We start from the raw sequence: 17,520 nt of genomic DNA, 5'->3' as shown, positions 1-17,520 counted from the left end.
AGCGCGAGGGCCATGTCCGCGCTGCAACCCTGGGCCGCAGTCCTGCACGCCATGCAGGGCTTGCCTTTCCCATCCCCAGGCCGGACCCTGCGGCGACAAAGCCGAGGACCCCATGACTGCAGACGAGATCATTGCCCTGCTGAACCTTGCCCCGCATCCCGAGGGCGGGCATTTCCATCAGACCTGGATCGCGGGGGCAGACGGGGGCGCGCGCCCCGCCGGGACCTGCATCTATTTCCTGCTGCAGGCGGACGAGGTCAGCCATTGGCATCGGGTCGATGCGACCGAGGTCTGGCATCACTACGCCGGCGCGCCGCTGGAGCTGCGCATCGCCGCCACCGAAAGCGGTCCGGCGAGGGCGCTGACCCTGGGCAAGGACCTGGCCGCCGGAGAACGGCCGCAGGGCATTGTCCCCGAAGGCCATTGGCAGGCGGCGCGGCCGCTGGGGGATTGGGTGCTGGTCGGCTGCACCGTGTCCCCCGCCTTTGATTTCAAGGGGTTCGAGCTGGCCCCGCCGGGTTTCGACATTCCGGCCTGACGAAAACGGCCCGGGAGGACGATCCCGGGCCGCTTTGCAAAGTGGGTTTGCCTATTTGCCGGCGCGCAGCGCGGCGATCAGACCGGCGGTGGAGCCATCCTTGCCCTCGGTGCCCTGCTCTCCGGCGAGGATCGGCGACAGTTTCAGCGCCAGTTCCTTGCCCAGCTCCACGCCCCACTGGTCGTAGGAGTTGATGCCCAGGACCGCGCCTTCGACGAAGACCCGGTGTTCATAGAGCGCCACGATCTGGCCCAGCACGTAGGGCGTCAGTTTCGGATAGACCAGCGTGGTCGAGGGCCGGTTGCCGGGGAAGACGCGATGCGCCGCCTGGCGGGCCAGCTCGGTGCCTTCCAGCCCCTTGGCCGCCATGATCGCGGTGGCCTCGGCCAGGTCGCGGCCGCGCAGCAACGCCTCGGACTGGGCCAGGCAGTTCGCCACCAGCAGGTCGTGCTGATGCGCCAGTTCGGGCTCGTGACCCTCGATGCCCACCATGAATTCGCACGGCACCACCCGGGTGCCCTGGTGGATCAGCTGGTAGAAGGCGTGCTGGCCGTTGGTGCCCGGCTCGCCCCAGACGATGGGGCCGGAATTCACCGTAAGCGGGCTGCCGTCCATGGCGACGCGCTTGCCGTTGCTCTCCATCTCCATCTGCTGCAGGTAGGCGGGCAGACGGGCGAGACGCTGTTCATAGGGCAGCACGGCGCGGGTCGCATAGCCCAGGCCCTGATTGTGCCAGATCCCGACAAGGGCCAGCAGGACCGGCAGGTTCTGCTCGAACGGGGCGTCGCGGAAGTGCTGGTCCATGGCGGCGGCACCGGCCAGGAAGGCGCGGAAATCCCCCGGCCCCACGGCCAGCATCACCGACAGGCCGATCGGGCCCCACATGGAATAGCGGCCGCCGACCCAGTCCTCGAAGCCGAAGACGCGTTCGGGGGCGATGCCCCATTCACCGGTCTTTTCCGTGTTCGAGCTGAGTGCGGCAAACTGCGCGCCGGTGTCCTTGACCTTTTCCGCCATCCATTTCCGCGCGGTTTCCGCGTTGGTCATGGTCTCGATGGTGGTGAAGGTCTTCGAGGCGACGATGACCAGCGTGGTGCGCGGATCCAGCCCCTTCAGCGTATCGGCGATATGCGCGCCATCGACATTCGAGACGAAATGGCAGCGCGGCCCGTCAACATAGGGCTTCATCGCGATCTCGGCCATGGCCGGCCCCAGGTCCGAGCCACCGATGCCGATGTTGATCACGTCGGTGATCTTGCCACCCGCGCCCTGGAAGCGCCCGCCGCGCACATCCGAGGCAAAGGCCTCCATCCGGCGGTAGGTGCGTTCGACCCCGGGCATGACATCCTGGCCATCCACATAGACCGGCGCGCCGCCCAGATTGCGCAGGGCCGTGTGCAGCACGGCGCGGCCTTCGGTGTCGTTGATCTTTTCGCCGCCAAACATCGCGGCGCGGCGACCGGCCACATCGGCGGTCTCGCACAGATCCAGCAGCGCGGTTTTCACCTCGGTGCAGATGTTGGTCTTGGAATAGTCGAACAGCAGCCCGTCATGGCTGGCCGAGAAGGCCGCAAAGCGATCACCGTCCTCGAACAGGTCCAGGATCGGACGGTCGGCATGGCTGGCAGCGAGCGAGGTCAGCTTTTCCCACATGGGATCAATATCCATTTTTATCAGAATGTTGTGAAAAAATCTTCAGGTAATGCATGAAGCCTTATTCCGCCCAGTGCACGGTGGCACCCGACAAGATCGCGGCCACGGGCGCCTCTTCCGGCTTGAGCTTGCGGGCCTTTTCAAGGGCCTCGCGTTTTTCCGCGCCCATGATCACCAGATGGGTCGACAGCGCGCCCTTCAGCCAGGGGGCGGTGATGGTGATGCGGGGTTCCCCCGCGCCATCGGCGCGCATCGGCAGCAGGATCGGCGCATCATCCGCCAGCGCCTGCGAGAGCTTGTCGGCCCCGGGGAAAAGGCTGGCGGTGTGCATGTCGCCCCCCATCCCCAGCAGCAGCACGTCGATCGGCATGTGTGGCTTCAGCGCCTCGGACAGCGGCGCCAGGCCTTCCTCGGGGGTTTCGACATCCTGGTGCAGCGGCAGCAGCGTGGCGCTGGCCGCATGGCCCGTCAGCAGGCGGCGGCGCAGCAGCGCCGTGTTCGAGCGCGGCGAGGTTTCGGGCACCCAGCGTTCGTCGTTCAGCACCACGTCGACGCGGTCCCAATCCAGCTGCACCGCCGTCAGCGCATCGAAGATGGGCCCCGGCGTGGTGCCGCCGGGGACGCAGAAGGTGACGCGCTCTTCGTGGCGCAGCGCAGCGCCCAGCTCTGAGGCCAGCAGATCCGCCAGCTTCAGCGCCAGCATGTCGCGATCGGGGTATTCCTGGAAGTTCATACCTTGATCTCCCGCCAGCGGCGTCCGTCCCGGTGCATCAGCATAAGCGCATCTTCGGGGCCGGTGGAATAGGCCTCGTAGGGGACGGGCTTGATGCCGTTCCTTTCCCAGGCCTCGATGATCGGATCTGCCCAGCCCCAGGCGGCCTCGACCTCGTCGCCGCGCATGAACAGCGTCTGGTTGCCGCGGATCACGTCCATGATCAGCCGTTCATAGGCATCGGGCACGTCATCGGCATCGGGGCCGAGCGCATCGGCAAAGGTCATGTCGAGCGGCACGTCGATCAGCCGCATGCCGCCGGGGCCCGGTTCCTTGATCGTGACGCCCAGATCCATGCCCTCGTTCGGCTGCAGGCGGATCGTCAGGATATTGCGATGGCGCCCCGATTCCGGCCCGAAGATCGAATGCGGCGTTTCCTTGAACACCACGGCGATTTCCGAGGTCCGCGCCTTCAGCTTCTTGCCGGTGCGCAGGTAGATCGGCGTGCCGGCCCACCGCCAGTTGGAAATCCGCACCTTCATCGCGATGAAGCTTTCCGTGGCCGAGGAAGGATCGTTCACATCCGCCAGATAGCCCGGCTCTCCGTCATCGCTGGCGGCGTACTGGCCGCGCACGATGTCCTCGGCGGGGGGGATGTCGAGGGCGCGGATCACCTTCAGCTTCTCGTCGCGCACGGCGTCATGGTCGAATTTCGCCGGCGGCTCCATCGCGATCAGGCACAGCAGCTGCATCAGGTGGTTCTGCACCATGTCCCGCATCGCGCCGGACTTGTCGTAATATTCGCCACGCCCGCCCACGCCCACGGTTTCCGCGACGGTGATCTGGATGTGGTCGACATATTGCGCGTTCCAGAGCGGTTCGAACAGCATGTTGCCAAAGCGCACGGCCATCAGGTTCTGGACGGTTTCCTTGCCCAGATAATGGTCGATCCGGTAGATCTGGCTTTCGTGGAAATGCTCGGCCAGCACGGCATTCAGCGCCTTGGCCGAGGCCTGATCGCGGCCGAAGGGCTTTTCCACCACGATGCGGGTCGCGTCATCCGACAGGCCGTACTTGTGCAGCCGTTCCGCCAGCGCCCCGAAAAGCGAGGGCGCGACCGAGAAGTAGAAGGCGCGGATGCGGTCCGAGTTGGTCAGCTCGGCCAGCTCTTCCCAGCCGCCGGTGCCGAGGGCGTCGATCTGCACGTAATGGATATGCTCCAGGAAGCTTGCAAGCTCGCCCGGGGTATAGCTGTGGCCCTTGTTGAATTCCTCGATGGCCGCCGCGACGAAGCTGCGGAATTCGGCCGTATCATGCTCCGAGCGCGCCGCCCCGATGATGCGGGACGGTTCCTCCATCTGGCCGGCGCAGAAGCGCCGGAACAGGGCGGGAAGGATCTTGCGCCGGGCCAGATCGCCGGTGCCGCCGAAAATGACGAGGTCGAACGGTTCGACCGGTATCACGCGCGAAACCATGAAAGCTCCTCTTCGCATGTGCCTTGCGCCGGGCGGCAGCGGGTGCTGCACCGCGGCGGTTCGGGGGCACCATAGCAGATGATCCGGGCATCACAATGGCGACCGTTAGCGGTAACTTATGGCGTGGCCCGGGGGGCACGCGCCGGTTCAGGCGCGCAGCAGTGCGGCATCGGGGGCACTGATGCGCCCGCCACAGACCGGATGGGCCACGCCGGTGGTGCCCGCACAGGAGGTGGGCAGGCCCTTCAGCACCCGCACGGCCAGGTAGGCAAAGGCCTGGGCTTCGAGCATGTCGCCATCGAGGCCGACATGCTCGACTGCGACGGCTTCGCAGTCGCAGCGCGCCCCGATCATCGCCATGAGCACGGGATTGAGGCGGCCTCCGCCGGTGACCAGAAGGCGCGAGGGGCGGACAGGCAGCAACGACAGCCCCGCCGCGACAGAGGCCGCACAAAGCGCCGTCAGGGTTGCCGACGCATCGGCATCGCCCAGATGCGCCACCAGCGCCGCGGTATCGCCGAAATCGTTGCGATCAAGCGACTTGGGCGCGGGACGGGTGAAATAGGGATGGGTCAGGAAAGCCTGGACCACCGCTTCGTCCACCCTGCCCTGCGCCGCCAGCGCCCCGTCGCGGTCCACGTCGCGCCCCAGGCGCAGCTGCATCAGGTCGTTGACCGGCGCATTGGCGGGGCCGGTATCAAAGGAAATCAGGGCACCGGGGGTTTCGGGCGCCTCGATCGCGGGATCGACCCAGGTCAGGTTGCCGACGCCGCCCAGGTTCAGCACCGCCACCGGCGCATCCGCCCCGATCCAGCGGACGCAGGCGTGGTGGAAGAAGGGGGCAAGCGGCGCCCCCTCGCCCCCTGCCGCCACATCGGCGCTGCGGAAATCCCAGACGACGGTGCGCCCGAGACGCGCCGCCAGCGCCGCCCCGTCGCCCAGCTGGAAGGTGCCGCGGCCATGCGGCTCATGCGCCAGGGTCTGGCCGTGAAAACCCACGACCTGCGCCTGCGGGAAGGTCGCAAGCAGCTCAGCATGGGTATCGAGGACAACCCCAGCGGCCGCGGGCGGCTCCTGTCCGGGCCAGCAGCCCAGGCCCGCACGCAGCACCGTGGCCTCGGACGGCCGATAGGCGCGATAACCCGAGGCGCCGAAGGATGTGATCACATGGCCATCGGTCTCGATCATCGCGGCATCGACGCCATCCAGCGACGTCCCCGACATGGCCCCCAGGGCGCGCAGCACCCCCGTTGCAGTCTGCGGATGCGACATGGTCTTTTCCTTTCCCGGCCTCGCAACTATAGAGTGCCCCATCATTCAAACCCGGGACAAGTGCCATGACCTATACCCCCAAGTCGGAATTCCTGAACGTGATGCAGGAACGCGGATACGTCGCCGACTGCACGGATTACCAGGGCCTCGACGAGGCGCTCGTGAAGGGGGTCGTTCCCGCCTATATCGGCTATGACGCCACCGCCGCCTCGCTGCATGTCGGGCACCTGATGAACATCATGGTGCTGCGCTGGCTGCAGAAGCTGGGCGGCAAGCCGATCACGCTGATGGGCGGCGGCACCACGAAGGTGGGCGATCCGTCCTTCCGCTCGGACGAGCGTCCGCTGCTGTCGGCCGAACAGATCGACGCCAACATCGCCGGCATGGGCAATGTCTTTGCCAAGTACCTGAAATACGGCGACGGCGCGACCGACGCGCTGATGCTGAACAATGCCGAATGGCTGGACAGCCTCAACTACCTGGAATTCCTGCGCGACATCGGCCGCCATTTCAGCGTCAACCGGATGCTGTCGTTTGAATCGGTGAAATCGCGCCTCGACCGGGAACAATCCCTGTCGTTCCTCGAATTCAACTACATGATCCTGCAGGCCTATGACTTCCTGGAGCTGAACCGCCGCTACGGCTGCGTGCTGCAGATGGGTGGCTCGGACCAGTGGGGCAACATCATCAACGGCATCGACCTGACGCGTCGTGTGCTGGACCATGAGATCTACGGCCTGACCACGCCGCTGCTGACCACCTCGGACGGGCGCAAAATGGGCAAGTCGGCGAACGGCGCCACCTGGCTGAACGACAAGATGCTCAGCCCCTACGAGTTCTGGCAGTTCTGGCGCAACACCACCGATGCCGACGTCGGCCGCTTCCTGAAACTTTATACCGAGCTTTCGGTCGAGGAATGCGAGCGCCTGGGCGCCCTTGGCGGCTCTGAGATCAACGAGGGCAAGATCATCCTGGCGAACCAGGTGACGGCCCTGCTGCACGGGGCCGATGCCGCCGCTGCCGCCCAGGCCACCGCCCGCGAGGTCTTCGAAAAGGGTGGCGTCGGTGACGATCTTCCGACGCTGGAGCTGACCCCGGAAGAGGTCGGTGAAGGCATTTCCGTCGCCCAGCTGATCGTGCGCTCGGGCCTCGCCAAGACCGGCAAGGAGGCCAAGCGCCTGATCGCCGACAACGGCGCGCGCATCGATGACGCCCCCCTGACCGACGCCGGCATGATGCTCGACCGCGCGGCACTCTCCTCTCCGGTCAAACTCTCGGCCGGCAAGAAGCGCCACGCATTGATCAAGCTCGCCGACTGATCCCTGCCGCCGACAGCTGCCCAGCCTGTCGGCGGTTCCAACCGGGCAGTGTCGTCGCTATATTCTTCAGGCAGGAGGACATTGCGATGATCACCACCACGTTCGACCCCGCCACCGGCCTTTTCGAGGCCTCGGCCACCAGCCACGTCACCGCGGAAGATTACGAAACCATCCTGATACCTCGCTTCGAGGCTGCTCTGGCCCAGCACGGCCCTCTGAAAATGCTCTATCACCTCGGCCCGGATTTTCAGGGCTTCACGCCCGGAGCCATGTGGCAGGACCTGAACCTGGGCCTGCATCACCTGCGCGATATCGATCGCCTTGCCGTCGTGACCGACAATGCGCTCCTCTCTGCCGCCATCGCAGGCCTCAGCTGGATGATCCCCGCGCCCACGCGCCTCTTCCCCGAATCTGGGCTCTTTGCCGCCCGCAGCTGGCTCAGCGCCTCCAAATGACCGCCTCATTTTCTTGTCTGAAATACCTCGGGGTGAATTGAGCCCGGAACGGGCTCAAGAGGGGCAGCGCCCCTCAGGGCCTTGCCGCCACGCCACCTTTCGCATTTTCTGAAAATCCCCCTTCAAATCCGCCCACGCGCGCCCTATATCTGAGACGTTCCCACGGGAACTATGGGCATAAACGCGCATGGAATAAGCGGATCGGACCCGGGGGCGGTACCCGGCGGCTCCACCAAATATCCCTTGTTGGGGGATCATGGGGTCGAAACAGGATCGACGAACGTGTAAAGATGTTGCTTTGCTTCGGTGAGATACCACCGTTATCGGTTCACATAGTACAATTGCCAACAACAATCGTGCTCCGGTTGCCCTGGCTGCGTAAGCAGTCCGGAATACCGAAATCTAAGTCCTTTCGCTTAGCGGCGTAAGGCGGGGTTCGCAGGTACCTGGCAACAGAAACCTGCACTTCCCATCTTCTTGTCGATGCGCTGGCTGATCCGGCGAAAGGGGCTCTTCCCCTTCTTGGCCTGCGGCCAATTCATCCCCGAGGTATTTGGAACAAGAAAATGACGACATGGGGCCTCGCCTTGGCCGGAGAAGGCGGCTATCCAGCCGGCATGAGCGAGACATTCGAGATCTTTCTGCAGGTGGCCCCCGGGCTTGAAGACACGCTTCGGGATGAGGCACGCGAGGCGGGATTTCCCGATGCCCAGGCCACGCCCGGCGGCGTGAGCTTTCAGGGCGGCTGGCCGGAGGTGTGGCGGGCGAACCTGTGTCTGCGCGGCGCCGGCAGGGTCCTGGCGCGGATCGGCAGCTTTCCGGCGGTGCATCTGGCGCAGCTGGACAAGCGGGCGCGCAAGTTCGACTGGTCGGCGATGTTCCGTCCCGATCTGCCGGTGAAGGTCGAGGTCACGACGCGGAAATCGAAAATCTACCATGCCGGTGCTGCCCGGCAGCGCATCGAGGGCGCTCTGGAGGCCGCGGGTATTCCGCTGGCCAAAGAAGGCGGGATCGGCCTGAAGGTCCGCATCGAGGACAATATCGTCACCTTCTCGGTCGACACCTCGGGCGAGGGCCTGCACAAACGCGGTCACAAGCCCGCCGTCGGCAAGGCGCCCATGCGCGAGACGCTGGCCGCCCTGTTCCTTCGGCAGATGGGCTATCGCGGTGATGAGCCGGTGATTGATCCGATGTGCGGCTCTGGCACCTTCCTGCTGGAGGCCGCCGAGATCGCCCTGGGCCTGCAGCCCGGACGAGACCGCGATTTCGCCTTCCAGCAGTTCCGGTCCTTCGATGCCGAGGCCTGGGCCGCGATGCGGGCCGAAGGCGCCCCGCGTCCGGCGGCACTGCCGCTGTTCCGTGGATCCGACCGCGATGACGGGGCCATCCGGGCGGCCGGCCAGAATGCCGTGGCGGCCGGCCTGGGCGATTTGATCAGCTTCCACCGCCATGGGGTGTCGGAGCTGCCGCGCCCCGAAGGCGCACCAGGGATCGTGATCGTCAACCCGCCCTATGGCGAGCGGATCGGCACGCGCAAGCTGCTGTTCTCGGTCTACGGGGCGCTTGGGAAGACCCTGGGCGAGCGGTTCTCGGGGTGGCGGGTCGGCATCGTGACCTCGGATGCGGGGCTGGCACGGGCCAGCGACCTGCCCTTCCTTCCGCCGGGCCCGGCCGTGTCCCATGGCGGCCTGAAGGTCACGCTGTTCCGGACCGCGCCACTGCCCTGACCCGCCATTCCTGCGGAGCCGTCAGAGCGGGGCGCGCAGAAACTTCGCGCCCCACCTTTCGTTTTGTTCCGAATCCCCTATTCTCCTCCGAAAGAACTGCGGAAAAAGCCATGCAACGCACCATCGACTACGGGAACCTCATGCATCGGGCGATGCGCAGCCTGATCCAGGATGTGCTGACGGACGTGTCCGAGAATGGCCTGCCGGGCGCCCATCATTTCTTTATCACCTTCGACACCACCCATCCCGAGACCGAGATGGCGGACTGGCTCAAGGAACGCTATCCGCGCGAGATGACCGTCGTGATGCAGCACTGGTTCGAGGACCTGGAAGTTGACGACCAGGGTTTTGCCGTGACGCTGAACTTTGGCGACAGCCCGGAACGGATGTACATCCCCTTCGATGCGATCCAGACCTTCGTCGATCCTTCGGTGGAATTCGGCCTGCGCTTCGAAACCCAGGAGCAGGATGACGAGATGGACGAGGATGACGACGATCCGACGCCGCCCGACGCGCCGCGCCCGCTGCGGGACCGGACCAAGAAGGACAGCGCACCGGCCGAGAAGAAATCCGGTCAGGATGCCGAGGTCGTACGACTGGATTCCTTCCGCAAGTAAAAGCAGGCCGCTTTGAAAGACCCCCCCGGGACAGTCTTGTCCGGGGGGTTTCGCTTGGGAAGAAGAACTTGCAAAGATCTCTGCGGCTCTTTGCAAAGCCAGGAGGTGGCAATCCGAGTTTGAAAACTGGATAGCTAGGATTTGCAAAGGAAGGCCCCCACCCAGGCCCTTGCGAACACATAGGGGTGTTTTTGCCCTGTCCTGCGGCTCGGCGTCGTCCAATCCCGCGGCATCGGTCTGGCCCCACCTGCGCATCAGCGTGACCCTGTCCCGCGCGGCGGTGCGGCCCGTCCTGCGCGGCGATGCGGCCCGTCCTGCGCGGCGATGCGGCCCGTCCTGCGCGGCGATGCGGCCCTGTCTCGCGCGGCGATGCGGCCCTGTCTCGCGCGGCGATGCGGCCCTGTCCCGAACGGGACGTGGCGGACAGTGATGCGCCATTGGGCGGATCCTCTTCCGGAACGGTTCGCGGTGGCTTCCCCTCGCGCCTGCGTTGCAGATCTTGTCCTGTTGGCGCGAACGGCATTGAACCCCCCGGGATTTCAGGGCAAACCACCTGCGACCATCCTTTGGGAGAGCAGACATGACTGAAACCCGCACCGAAACCGACAGCTTCGGCCCGCTGGAAGTTCCCGCGGACAAGTACTGGGGCGCGCAGACGCAGCGCTCGATCATGAACTTCCCCATCGGGTGGGAAAAGCAGCCGGTTCCGATCATCCGTGCGCTCGGCGTGATCAAGAAGGCCTGTGCCATGGCCAACAAGGACCTGGGCGCCATGTCCCCCGAGATCGCCGATGCGATCATGGCTGCGGCAACCGAGGTCATCGAGGGCAAGTTCGATGACAACTTCCCCCTCGTCGTCTGGCAGACCGGGTCGGGCACCCAGTCCAACATGAACGCCAACGAGGTGATCTCGAACCGCGCGATCGAGATGCTGGGCGGCAAGCTGGCGTCGAAATCCCCGGTGCACCCGAACGACCATTGCAACATGGGTCAGTCCTCGAACGACACCTTCCCGACCGCCATGCACGTGGGCATCGCCATGCAGGCGCGCGACGTGCTGATCCCCGGCCTGGAAAAGCTGGCAGCCGCCCTGGAAGCCAAGTCGGAAGAGTTCAAGGACATCATCAAGATCGGCCGGACCCACACCCAGGACGCGACACCGCTGACCCTGGGACAGGAGTTCTCGGGCTATGCGCACCAGGTCCGCAAGGGCATCGAGCGCGTGAAATCCGCCCTGGGCGACATCTACGAACTGGCGCAGGGCGGCACCGCCGTCGGCACCGGCCTGAACACCAAGAAGGGCTGGGCCGAGATGGTCGCGAAGAACATGGCCGAGATCACCGGCCTGCCCTTCGTCACCGCGCCCAACAAGTTCGAGGCCCTGGCCGCGCATGATGCGATGGTCATGTTCTCGGGCGCGCTGAAGACCGTGGCGGCGTCGCTCTTCAAGATCGCCAACGACATGCGCCTGCTGGGCTCGGGTCCGCGGTCCGGTCTGGGCGAGCTGATCCTGCCGGAAAACGAGCCGGGTTCGTCGATCATGCCGGGCAAGGTGAACCCGACGCAGGCCGAAGCGCTGACCATGGTCTGCGCCCATGTCATGGGCAATGATGCAGCCATCGGCTTTGCCGGCAGCCAGGGCCATTTCGAGCTGAACGTCTACAACCCGATGATGTCCTACAACGTGCTGCAGTCGATGCAGCTGCTGGGCGACTCGGCCAGCGCGTTCACCGACAACATGGTCGTGGGCACCCAGGCGAACCTGCCGCGCATCGACAAGCTGATGAAGGAAAGCCTGATGCTGGTGACGGCGCTGGCCCCCACCATCGGCTACGACAATGCCACCAAGGTCGCCAAGACCGCGCACAAGAACGGCACCACGCTGAAGGAAGAGGCCATCGGCCTGGGCTTCGTCGACGAGGAAACCTTCGACCGCGTCGTGCGCCCCGAAGACATGATCGGTCCGAAGGACTGATCCCTGCGGCGGATGTCCGGCCCCTGGCGGGCCGGGCGTTTGCATATTTGGGGAAAGATGAAAGGGGCGGTTCCGCGAGGGGCCGCCCCTTTGCGCTGGCTGGACGGGGCGCGCGCGGCGTGGCATCCTGCGGGCATGAGCAATGTCACCAACCTCAACCAGTTCCGCAAGCAGAAGGCCCGCGACGCAAGGCGTGTGCAGGGCGATGCCAATGCGGTGAAATTCGGCCGGACGCTGGCCGAGAAGCGGCAGACCGAGGCCGAGGCGGCGCTGGAGGCGCGGCGGCTGACCGGGCACCGGCTGGACGGCCCGTCGCAGGATGCACCTTCGGAGGATGAGCCGCAGGCATGAGCGCCCGGCCGGTGAAACGCTCCCTGACCCTGCGGGGGCACCGGACCAGCGTGACCCTGGAAGATCCCTTCTGGAAGGAATTCTGCCGCCTGGCCGCGCGCGACGGCCTCGCGATCAACGAGCTGGCGGCGCAGATCGACGAAGGGCGTGATCTGGAGGCAGGGCTGGCCACGGCGATCCGTCTGCATGTGCTGGAGGCGCTGAAGCGCGAGGCCGGGCGATGAGCCCCTGGGTGCTGATCCTGGGCGCCGGGGCGGCATCGCGGATGCGGGGCGGTGACAAGCTGCTGGAAGAGGTCGAAGGCCTGCCGCTGATCCGGCTGCTGGCGCTGCGTGCCCTGCCGTTGGCGCCCGTGCTGGTGACGCTGCCAGATCTGGCGCATCCCCGGGCGCAGGCGCTGCAGGGGCTGGCGGTGCGGCAGGTCTCGGTGCCGGACTGGCAGGCGGGCATGGCGGCGTCGATCCGGGCGGGGGTTTCGGCGCTACCCGAGGCGCAGGGGGTGCTGATCCTGCCGGGCGACATGCCCGAGATCACCGAAGCCGACCTGCGGAAAATGATCGAAGGTTTCGACGGACAGGCCATCCTGCGCGGCGCTTCGGGCGGGCGGCCGGGCCATCCGGTGCTGTTTCCGGCCGATCTGTTCCCCGAGCTGCTGGCGCTGGAAGGCGATGAGGGGGCGCGTTCGGTCCTGAAGCGCCATGCCGGGCGGGTGCGGCTGGTGCCCCTGCCCGGAACCCATGCGCTGACCGATCTGGATACCCCCGAAGACTGGACGGCCTGGCGTGCGGGAGGGAGGAAGGGAAACACGCCAGGCCGTGAGGGCTGATCGGGATCAGCCCGGCCCCGCGGCACCGGGCGGGGTGCCGCAAGGAGATCTCAGACCACCAGAAGCTGCGCTTCGTGGCGGCGCAGGGTGCGGCGGGCGGCCGGATAGGCCTGTTGGCCGGCCGGGGTCTTCAGGCTGGGGAACAGCGTCAGGATCTCGGCCCGCTGATCGGCATCGAGGCTGCCCAAGGTCTGGTGCCCCGGCTGGAAGCTTTCCGACCAGGCGCCGTTCGACAGGACCACCTCGTGATCGGCGAACATGAAGTGGATATAGGTCACCTCGTCGACCTCGGCGCGCTCGATCCCCTCCATGCCGACCAGGTGCTTGGCGGCGACCAGGACCTCTCGTTCCTCGAAATAGAGGGCGGTGCGGTCGTTGCTGATCAGCATCCGGTGGTTCGGGCTGACCATCATGTCGCGTTCCGGCAGGCCATGGCCCAGGGCGCCGCGGCGGATCAGAACCGGCGACAGATGGGGATGCGCGGCCAGTTCCGCCGCCGAAAGATGCCGGGTGCCGATCCAGGCCAGCGGCTGGATGCCGTTGTCGCGGGTGATCACCCGGTCGCCGTCCTTCAGATCCTCGACCCGCATCTCGCCGCGCGGCGTGGCGATCAGGGTGCCGGGGGTGAAGCAGGGCACGATGACCTCGATGTCCTCGAAGCAGGCGGTGCCGGTCAGGCTGTTGTCGGCGGCGTAGAAATAGATCGTGCCGTCCTCGGGGTTGTCGCTGTCGCGGACGACCTCGAGATGGCCGCCCTCCGGGGCGGACCCCTCCAGGTTCAGCACGTCCCAGTCGTCGCCCGAGGATCCGCCGTTGATCACGTCGCCGATGCTGGCGCCCTGGATCGTGTCGCGGTCGGCGCCGCCATAGATCAGGTCGGCCCCGGCGCCGCCCGCGATCAGGTCATTGCCGCCCTCGCCATAGATCGTGTCGCGCCCGGCCCCGCCCGAGATCACGTCATTGCCATCCGCCGCCGTCGTCGCCGTCAGCGCCGCGGCATCCGCGACCGGTTCGTAGGAAATGTCGGTCAGGGTGATGCCTCCGGCGGTCGGGCCGGTCTGCACATGGGTGATTTCCAGCCGCGTGACCGGGCCGTCGATGCTGATCAGGGCGGAATAGTTGCCATCGGTCGGCGTGCTGCCGTACCAGGCGGTGCCGCTGGTCAGGGTCTCGGTCCCGGCGGTGCCGTCCAGGTCCTGGGCCTGCACCAGGCAGCCGGACTCAACGCTGACCGGAACCTCATTGCCATCGGCGTCATAGGCGTGGATCTCGACCTTGGAGCCATAGTCGATATCGTTGATGCGGAAGGACACATCGCCAACGGATTGCGAGAAATCAAAGCTGTAGGTGGCGCTTTCGCCGGCGCTGTCGACGACGGAGGCCATGCCGGAGGTGCTGTCGACGCCCGAGGCATCGCCCTCGATCCCGGCAACGTCCTGATGGGTGTCGGTATAATAGGTCGAGGGGGTGCCGTGGTTGGTCTGGCTGGTCATCGTCACAGTGACCTGGCCGGTGTCCTGCACCTGCACCCCCGAGATCCGGTCGCCGTTGTCGATGGCGCCGCCGTTGCAATCGGGATCGGCCAGCTTGTCCCAGCTGAACGTCTCGCGCGCGGTGGTCGCGGTGCCGCCGGTGTCGCCATAGATCACGTCGTCGCCCGAGCCACCCGCCAGCGTGTCGTCGCCAAGGCCGCCCGACAGGGTGTCGTTGCCGCTTTCGCCCAAGATCCGGTCATCGCCCGACTGGCCTTCCAGCAGGTCATCGCCCGAACCGCCATAGATGTCGTCCTGGCCCGCGCCCGCCAGCACCGTGTCATCGCCCGCGCCCGCCAGCACGATGTCGTCATTGCCGGCCTCGCCCGGAAGGATCGCGTCATTGGCGTCAATCCGGTCGCCCTGCGGATCGCCGGTATAGGCCGTGGTGATCAGATCGGCGCCCGAGGTCCCCTCGACATAGCCATCAGCCGCCGGGGTCGTGGTGGTGCCGCAATCGCTGTCATGGTGGTTCGTCGTCATCGTCTTCATCCCTTCCTGCCGGAGCCCGCCGCTCCGCACCCTTGCCCTTGGCCGGGCCTCCCGTGACCTGACGAAGGACAAAGCCTGCCCGCGGCGCGACGGAAGACATCCGGCGCACCGAAGCAAGCTGCCCATCGCGCCGGCACGAAATCCGTGCCGGCCTGCGGGATCACCTCCCGCGCATCACCGGATGCCTGACAGTGTTCGGGCCGCCCCAACGGCCCCGTTGACCCCCCAGTCGGGTCAGGATGGTTCTAACCCGATCGCCCCACCGGACAAGACAAGACCAAGGTACGAGCCCCGCCCCCCGGGTCGAAATACCGAGGTTTTTCGAGAAATTTGGCGGTTTCTCCGGGGGTATTGTTTCCGGGGAAATGGTTAAGGCCGGGCGGAACGGGGGGCCATTTCCGGTGAGCGTCCCAAATCTTACCTAACCATGAAGATTTGGGTTTCGCTCTCCGGCACAATTAACCATTTCGCACGATTTCCACCATGCGCGCCCGGTCTCTACGCCCTTGGTCGCAGAGTTCGTGGCGGGAATGCGGCAGCTGTTGCGTGCGCTGCATGGCCGCCCCCTGCCGGACGAAACCCATTGGCCGGGACAGGCGAATCGCCGTGACCTCAGGCAAGGGCGCGCCAGTAGCCGCGGGTGAACAGCACGAAGACCGTCATCATTTCCAGCCGGCCGGCATACATGCCGAAGGAAAGCTCCCATTTCACGGCATCGGGCACATCGGCAAAGGTGCTGGAGGGGCCGATATGGGTGCCGATCCCCGGCCCCACATTGGCCACGGCCGTCAGCGCGCCGCTGACCGCGGTCTCCATGTCCATGCCGTGGAAGGCCAGCATCACCGCGAGGGCAAAGACCGTGGCCGCATAAAGCACGAAGAAGCTGATGACACCGCTCAGCACGTCGGGTTCGACCGCCCGCCCCTCGTAGCGCAACGAGAAGACGCCATGCGGGTCGCGGATCATCCGCAGCTTCATCTTCATCGCCCGCGCCATGATGATCCAGCGCATCACCTTGGCCCCGCCCGAGGTCGAGCCCGTGCAGCCACCCACCACCGTCAGCAGGAAGAAGGCCACAACCGCAGGCGCGCCCCAGGTCGTATAGTCGGTGGTGGCAAAGCCCGTGGTCGAGACCACCGAAACGACGTTGAAGGCGACCAGGCGCAGGGTTTCAAGGATCGGGGTTCCGGCGCTCCAGACGCGCCAGGCGGTGATCAGGCCGATCGCGACCGCCAGGCTGAGGACCAGCATCTTGACCTGTTCGTTGGCAAAATCCCGACGGCGCAGGATGCGGATGTACCAGGCGAAGGGCAGCGATCCCGCCAGCATGAAAAGCGTGCCGGACCATTGCAGAAAGCCGCTCTGGAAATGCCCGAAAGAGCTGTCCGAGGTCGAATAGCCCCCCGTCGACAGCGTCGCCATGGCATGGCAGATCGCCTCGAAAAAGGTCATGCCACCGGCCAGGAAGGTGGCGGTGCACAGCAGCGTCAGCGCGGTATAGACCTGAAAGCTGGCCATGGCAAAACGCGCGGTGCTGGTCATTTCCTTCTCGCCCAGCTCACTGCTTTCGGTGCGGAACAGCTGCATGCCGCCGACGCGCAGGATGGGCAGCAGCGCAAGGCCGGTGACCACAAAGCCGATGCCGCCGATCCATTGCAGCAGCGCCCGCCAGAACAGGATGCCGTGCGCCGTATGATCGAGCCCGGTCATCACGGTCGACCCCGTGGTGGTGATGCCCGACATGGCCTCGAAAAAGGCATCTGCCGCCGAGAGCTTCCACAGCCACAGCGGCACCGCCCCCGCGGTGGCCGCGGCAATCCACATACCGGCAGTCAGCAGAAAGGCGTGCAGGCGGTTCAGCTCGTGCAGGCGGGCCGAGGTCGACAGCGCCAGGGACGCCCCCACCAGCACGACAAGGACGCCCCCGGTCAGAAAGATCCGGGCAGTGTCGGGAAAGATGGCCGCATCCGCGAACATCAGCCCTCCGAAGAGGGCGATCAGCAGACCGATGACATGAACGACGAAACTCAACCGGACGTCCTCTTTTGAACTTGGTCCGATATAAGGGCCGGGATCGGCCAGAGTCGATGGTCAAGCGTACAGGCCGCCCGGGATGTCAGGCAGCAGCATCCGCATGCCCCTACCAGCCGCGATCTGCCGGATTTTCAGGGCACCACGGGGGGGGGAACGGGACAGCTCGGCCTGCGCCCCCTGCCCAAAGGCTGCGCGACGCGCAATCACATCCTGTTGAAGCCTCGCGTCATCTTCCATGGCCAGAGCCTCCGGCCCCCGTCCTGTCCACGGGGCCGGGGTCAGACGCTGGCCCGTTTCCGTGCCGGAATGGGGTTGCCGATCCTGGTGGCCAGCGCCCCTGTCACACCTGCGCGGGTCCGCTCCCCGCCGGGCGGCAGGCCGGTCACCTGGCCCGCACGGCGGAACATGTGGCGCCCTGGTTCGCCAGAGACCTGCCGGACCTGTCACAACCTTACGTGTCTGGTCTGCAAGAGGTGACGGCGCAGGTCCACCCGGCCCCAGCCTCTCTGAGGTCCGGCTCTGTCTGATCTTGAAATCCGGCA

General features: G+C 66.0%; 15 protein-coding genes and 1 other RNA gene. 10 read left to right on the top strand and 6 right to left on the bottom strand.

The genetic code is table 11. The annotated features are described in order from the left end of the window. Positions 1 to 112 precede the first annotated feature (112 nt). Positions 113 to 538, top strand: coding sequence for a cupin domain-containing protein (locus AC2ITM_RS08970; protein WP_486466310.1), 426 nt, complete (start codon positions 113 to 115; stop codon positions 536 to 538). Positions 539 to 589: 51 nt separating this feature from the next. Here the strand turns inward: AC2ITM_RS08970 and pgi are convergent, their stop codons facing one another. From pgi to AC2ITM_RS08950, 4 genes are all read right to left on the bottom strand, one after another. Then, on the bottom strand, positions 590 to 2,206 hold the full coding sequence (gene pgi / locus AC2ITM_RS08965) for a glucose-6-phosphate isomerase (protein WP_486466309.1): 1,617 nt from the start codon (positions 2,204 to 2,206) through the stop codon (positions 590 to 592). 46 nt (positions 2,207 to 2,252) lie between these two features. Next, positions 2,253 to 2,924, bottom strand: coding sequence for a 6-phosphogluconolactonase (gene pgl / locus AC2ITM_RS08960; protein WP_486466308.1), 672 nt, complete (start codon positions 2,922 to 2,924; stop codon positions 2,253 to 2,255). Continuing rightward, the gene (gene zwf / locus AC2ITM_RS08955; protein ID WP_486466307.1) at positions 2,921 to 4,378 is read right to left on the bottom strand and encodes a glucose-6-phosphate dehydrogenase; all 1,458 of its coding nucleotides are present in this window, start codon (positions 4,376 to 4,378) and stop codon (positions 2,921 to 2,923) included. The genes pgl and zwf overlap by 4 nt, the downstream gene beginning before the upstream one ends. Positions 4,379 to 4,525: 147 nt before the next feature. Next, positions 4,526 to 5,650 carry an anhydro-N-acetylmuramic acid kinase gene (locus tag AC2ITM_RS08950; RefSeq protein ID WP_486466306.1) on the bottom strand — a complete coding sequence of 375 codons (1,125 nt, stop codon included), beginning with the start codon at positions 5,648 to 5,650 and terminating at the stop codon, positions 4,526 to 4,528. A 65-nt stretch (positions 5,651 to 5,715) separates the two neighbouring features. Between AC2ITM_RS08950 and tyrS the strand changes: the two genes are divergently transcribed. From tyrS to AC2ITM_RS08905, 9 genes are all read left to right on the top strand, one after another. Further along, on the top strand, positions 5,716 to 6,969 hold the full coding sequence (tyrS, locus tag AC2ITM_RS08945; protein ID WP_486466305.1) for a tyrosine--tRNA ligase: 1,254 nt from the start codon (positions 5,716 to 5,718) through the stop codon (positions 6,967 to 6,969). An 86-nt stretch (positions 6,970 to 7,055) separates the two neighbouring features. Next, a complete protein-coding gene (locus tag AC2ITM_RS08940) occupies positions 7,056 to 7,424 on the top strand; it encodes a SpoIIAA family protein (protein WP_486466304.1) in 369 nt (122 codons plus the stop codon). 117 nt (positions 7,425 to 7,541) lie between these two features. Then, positions 7,542 to 7,891, top strand: a transfer-messenger RNA (tmRNA) gene (gene ssrA / locus AC2ITM_RS08935). A 150-nt stretch (positions 7,892 to 8,041) separates the two neighbouring features. Continuing rightward, on the top strand, positions 8,042 to 9,151 hold the full coding sequence (locus tag AC2ITM_RS08930; protein WP_486466303.1) for a THUMP domain-containing class I SAM-dependent RNA methyltransferase: 1,110 nt from the start codon (positions 8,042 to 8,044) through the stop codon (positions 9,149 to 9,151). Positions 9,152 to 9,261: 110 nt separating this feature from the next. Next, positions 9,262 to 9,768 carry an SspB family protein gene (locus AC2ITM_RS08925; RefSeq protein ID WP_486466302.1) on the top strand — a complete coding sequence of 169 codons (507 nt, stop codon included), beginning with the start codon at positions 9,262 to 9,264 and terminating at the stop codon, positions 9,766 to 9,768. 580 nt (positions 9,769 to 10,348) lie between these two features. Then, a complete protein-coding gene (fumC, locus tag AC2ITM_RS08920; protein ID WP_486466301.1) occupies positions 10,349 to 11,743 on the top strand; it encodes a class II fumarate hydratase in 1,395 nt (464 codons plus the stop codon). A gap of 135 nt (positions 11,744 to 11,878) precedes the next feature. Beyond that, positions 11,879 to 12,094, top strand: a complete 216-nt coding sequence (locus tag AC2ITM_RS08915; RefSeq protein ID WP_486466300.1) for a DUF4169 family protein — start codon at positions 11,879 to 11,881, stop codon at positions 12,092 to 12,094. After that, entirely contained in the window at positions 12,091 to 12,318 is a 228-nt protein-coding gene (locus AC2ITM_RS08910) for a ribbon-helix-helix domain-containing protein (protein ID WP_486466299.1), read from the top strand. The genes AC2ITM_RS08915 and AC2ITM_RS08910 overlap by 4 nt, the downstream gene beginning before the upstream one ends. Then, on the top strand, positions 12,315 to 12,920 hold the full coding sequence (locus AC2ITM_RS08905; protein WP_486466298.1) for a nucleotidyltransferase family protein: 606 nt from the start codon (positions 12,315 to 12,317) through the stop codon (positions 12,918 to 12,920). Before AC2ITM_RS08910 ends, AC2ITM_RS08905 begins: the two co-directional genes overlap by 4 nt. 50 nt (positions 12,921 to 12,970) lie before the next feature. Here the strand turns inward: AC2ITM_RS08905 and AC2ITM_RS08900 are convergent, their stop codons facing one another. Both AC2ITM_RS08900 and AC2ITM_RS08895 read right to left on the bottom strand, forming a co-directional pair. Then, entirely contained in the window at positions 12,971 to 14,935 is a 1,965-nt protein-coding gene (locus AC2ITM_RS08900; protein ID WP_486466297.1) for a Hint domain-containing protein, read from the bottom strand. Positions 14,936 to 15,556: 621 nt separating this feature from the next. Beyond that, on the bottom strand, positions 15,557 to 16,975 hold the full coding sequence (locus tag AC2ITM_RS08895; RefSeq protein ID WP_486466296.1) for a TrkH family potassium uptake protein: 1,419 nt from the start codon (positions 16,973 to 16,975) through the stop codon (positions 15,557 to 15,559). Between the last annotated feature and the right edge of the window lie 545 nt (positions 16,976 to 17,520).

The organism is Pseudooceanicola sp. NS-SX9 (assembly GCF_057380705.1).
Note: the sequence above shows the minus strand (reverse complement) of the source record. Positions and strands in the feature narration are given on the sequence as shown.